Source organism: Streptomyces sp. URMC 126 (assembly GCF_051386555.1).
In the GTDB taxonomy this organism is placed as follows: Bacteria; Actinomycetota; Actinomycetes; order Streptomycetales; family Streptomycetaceae; genus Streptomyces.
In genome coordinates, this window is record NZ_JBPQTX010000490.1 from 1 (window position 1) to 3,426 (window position 3,426).

2 protein-coding genes are annotated in these 3,426 nt (G+C 76.6%); both read right to left on the reverse strand.

Translation table 11 applies throughout. The features are described 5' to 3' along the window. Nucleotides 1-30: 30 nt before the first annotated feature. Nucleotides 31-2,499 carry a right-handed parallel beta-helix repeat-containing protein gene (locus tag ACSNOK_RS31820; RefSeq protein ID WP_436784264.1) on the reverse strand — a complete coding sequence of 823 codons (2,469 nt, stop codon included), beginning with the start codon at nucleotides 2,497-2,499 and terminating at the stop codon, nucleotides 31-33. A 125-nt stretch (nucleotides 2,500-2,624) separates the two neighbouring features. After that, nucleotides 2,625-3,251, reverse strand: coding sequence for an Rv1733c family protein (locus tag ACSNOK_RS31825; RefSeq protein WP_436784265.1), 627 nt, complete (start codon nucleotides 3,249-3,251; stop codon nucleotides 2,625-2,627). Nucleotides 3,252-3,426 lie beyond the last annotated feature (175 nt).

Sequence of the window (3,426 nt, forward strand, 5' to 3'; positions counted from 1 at the left end):
GTGTATAAGAGACAGCCCCCCACCCGGCCCTCACGGCAGGGTCGGCAGGTCCTCCGGGAACAGCAGGGTCAGGTCGTCCGTACTCGGGTCCGCGAGCTGTGCCACGCGTCCCGCGTGCCGTTCGACCATCGCCTCGAAGGTCTGGCGGGCCGTGCGGCCGTTGCCGAAGGCCGGGCCGCGGGGGACCGAGCGGAAGTACCGGAGGAGGGCCTCGGCCGCGCCCTCGCCGATGCGGTACTCGTGCTCCTCCGCCTGCTGTTCGACGATCCGCAGCAGTTCCTCGGGCGCGTAGTCGCCGAAGGTGATCGTACGGGAGAAGCGGGACGCCACACCGGGGTTGACGCTCAGGAAGCGCTCCATCTCGGCCGTGTAACCGGCGACGATCACCACCACCGCCTCCCGGTGGTCCTCCATCAGCTTCACCAGCGTGTCGATGGCCTCCCGGCCGAAGTCCCGCCCTGAGTCCTCCGGGGCCAGCGCGTACGCCTCGTCGATGAACAGGACGCCGCCCCGGGCGCGTTCGAACGCCTCCTGGGTGCGGATGGCCGTGGAGCCGATGTGCTCGCCCACCAGGTCCACCCGGGAGACCTCCACCAGGTGGCCGCGCTCCAGGACGCCCAGCGAGGCCAGGATCTCGCCGTACAGCCGGGCCACCGTCGTCTTGCCGGTGCCCGGGGAGCCGGTGAAGACCAGGTGACGGCGGACCGAGGCGGCCTTCAGGCCGGCCTCCCGCCGGCGGCGGCCGACCTCGATCATGTCGGTGAGCGCGCGGACCTCCTTCTTCACGCTGTCCAGGCCCACCAGCGCGTCCAGTTCGCCGAGCACGGCCGTCGGCGGCCGTACCGGGCTCCCGTCCGGCCGCGGCGCCGCGGGAGGCATCTGGGACGGCGCGCCGGGCGCCGGCACGGCGGGGACGGGCGCCGGGGGAGCCGGCCGCGGGTCCGTGATGGAGAAGGCCGGGGCCGCCGGGGTGGCCGGGGCGGGGACGCGCAGCGGCACCGGTACCGGCTCGTCGCTCGTGCAGCCCTCGCTCGACGGGCCCGGGCCGCCGCCCTCCGCCGGCCCGCCCCCGCCGTCCGCGAACTCGTAACCCCCGCGCGCGCAGCGCTCGGTGTGGCACCGGGTCAGCGTCGCCCGGCAGCCGTCGATGACGTGGAAGCCGTAGCCGCCGCTCCCCGACACCCGGCAGTGCCGGAACGTGCCCCGGCCCTCCGCCGACACGTAGAACCCGGCCTCCAGCGGCGAACTCACCGAGCAGTCCTCGAAGGTGGGGTCAGCGCCCTTGGTGACGATCACGCCCGTGGCCGTCGCGTCGACGGCGCAGCCGGTCAGCGTCCCGCCGCTGCCGTGGTCGCGGAACCAGGCGCCGGTCGTCGCCTCCCGGATCCGGCAGTCGTCGAGCCGCGCGGTCGCCCCGCCGCTCACCGACACCGCCGTCCCGCGGATCCGCGCCAGGTCGCTGTCGGTGACCTCCGCGCACGAGCCGCGGTCCAAGACGAACAGCGCGTCCGGCACGTCGTGCACCCGGCAGGAGGAGAGGACGGCCGTGGCGCCGTCGCTCACCCACACCGCCGGGTAGTCGCCCGTGCTGTCCTGGAGCTCGCAGCCGACGGCCTCCGCCCGGGTGCCCGGGTCCCACACCGACAGCCCGTTCCGCCCGAACCGGCGGACCGTGGACCGGGCCATCGTCAGCACCGAACGCGCCCTCAGGTCGACGGCGTTCTCCGGGACGTCGTGGATGTCGCAGTCGTCGAGCGCCAGCACGGCCCCGGTGTCCAGCGTCACGCCGTCCGCCGCCACCCGGTGCACCCGGCAGTCGGAGAGCCGGCCGGCCGCCCGCTCCGCCATCCGCACACCGGCGCCCCGGATCTCGTACACCTCGCAGCCGACCGCCTCCAGCGTGCTGGCCTCGCCCGTCACCGACAGCCCCGCGCCCCGCGCGTGGTGCACCCGGCAGCCCTCCAGGCGCGGGCCCCCGCCGCCGTACACGGCCACGCCCGACTGCCCGGCCGCCAGCACCTCGCAGTCCTCGAAGATCCCGCCGGCCCGGTCGAGCACCGCCACGCCGACGCCGGCCGCGTTGTCGACCGCGCAGTGGCGCACCGTCGGCCGCGCGCCCCCGCGCACCTCGATGCCGACGGACGAACGCGTCACCACCCGCAGCCCGGTGAGCTCCGGCGCGCCCCCGTCCACCAGCAGCGCGGGCACCGCCGCGTCCTGGCCCTCCACCTGGAGGTCCCGCACGACCGCCGACGCCCGTACCGTGATCGCCACGCCCTCCGGCGGGGCGATCCGCACCGAACCTGGCACCCCGTCGGCGCCTCGCAGGGTGACCGGGCGGGTCACCACCAGGTTCTCCCGGTAGGTGCCGGGGGCGACGGACAGCACGTCGCCGTCGGCCGCCGCCTCCAGGGCCGCCGCGAGCGATACGTACTCCCCGGTGCGCCGCCGCCAACGCGACGGGCCGCCGTGCGTCACCTGGACCGAGCCCTGTGCCATGGTGCTGTCGCGCCCCCACCTCGTGCGTCTGCCTCCCGGGACGGATGCGCCGCCCGGGACCGATGCGTACCGGCCGCTCCACCGTAGCGTGCGCGGGGCACGGGAGTTGACCGTCCGGGCACCGCTCAGCTGCCCGCGTCGGCCCGGCCCCAGGTGTGCCCGGCCCGCTCCCACGCGCGGTCCCACCGCTCGTACCGCCGCCGGATGACCCGCCACATGACCAGGCGGCGCAGCCCGTGCACCGCGCCCGCCGCGCCCAGGGCGGCTCCGGCGCCGGCCAGCGCGGCGTGGACGGACGCCGTGGTGCCGTCGAGCGGCCGGCCGGCCAGCCGGCCCTGGTCGTCCGTCCAGAGCGGGAACCGCCGGCCGGGCGCCTCGGCGCCCCGGAGCGGTACGAGGCCGGTGCGCCAGCCGCCGTCGGGGCCGGGCCAGCGGGCCGGGATACGGTGGTAGCCGTCCCGCCCCGGCACTCCCTCACGGTCTCCGGCGGCGCCGCGCACCGGTTCCGGGCGGAGCGCGACCGCGGTCACCAGGTGCCGGTGGGACCGCTGCTCACGGACCGTCTGCCGGAGCACCGCGTGGGCGGACGTGCCGGCCGACAGCCCCGCCAGCGGTCCGACGACGAGCATCAGGAGCACCGCGGCCACTCCGACCCAGTGCTCCAGGACATCGGTGGGACGGCGCAGCGGGCTGCGCCGCCAGCGCCAGGCGGACCGCCGGGCCCGGGACCACATCCGGGACGTCGCGTTCATCAACTCACCCCCCTGCGTCTCATTACCTCACAGGAGGCGGCGCATGCCCGGAGAACCGACGCGGAGGGCGGAATCACTCCGGGCGGATGTGCGGGGGCCGCGCGTTGACGCGCCGGGGCGCACGGCGGCGCGCCGGGCGCGGGGTGGCGCGGGTAGGCGGAGGAGGGGAGGGGGA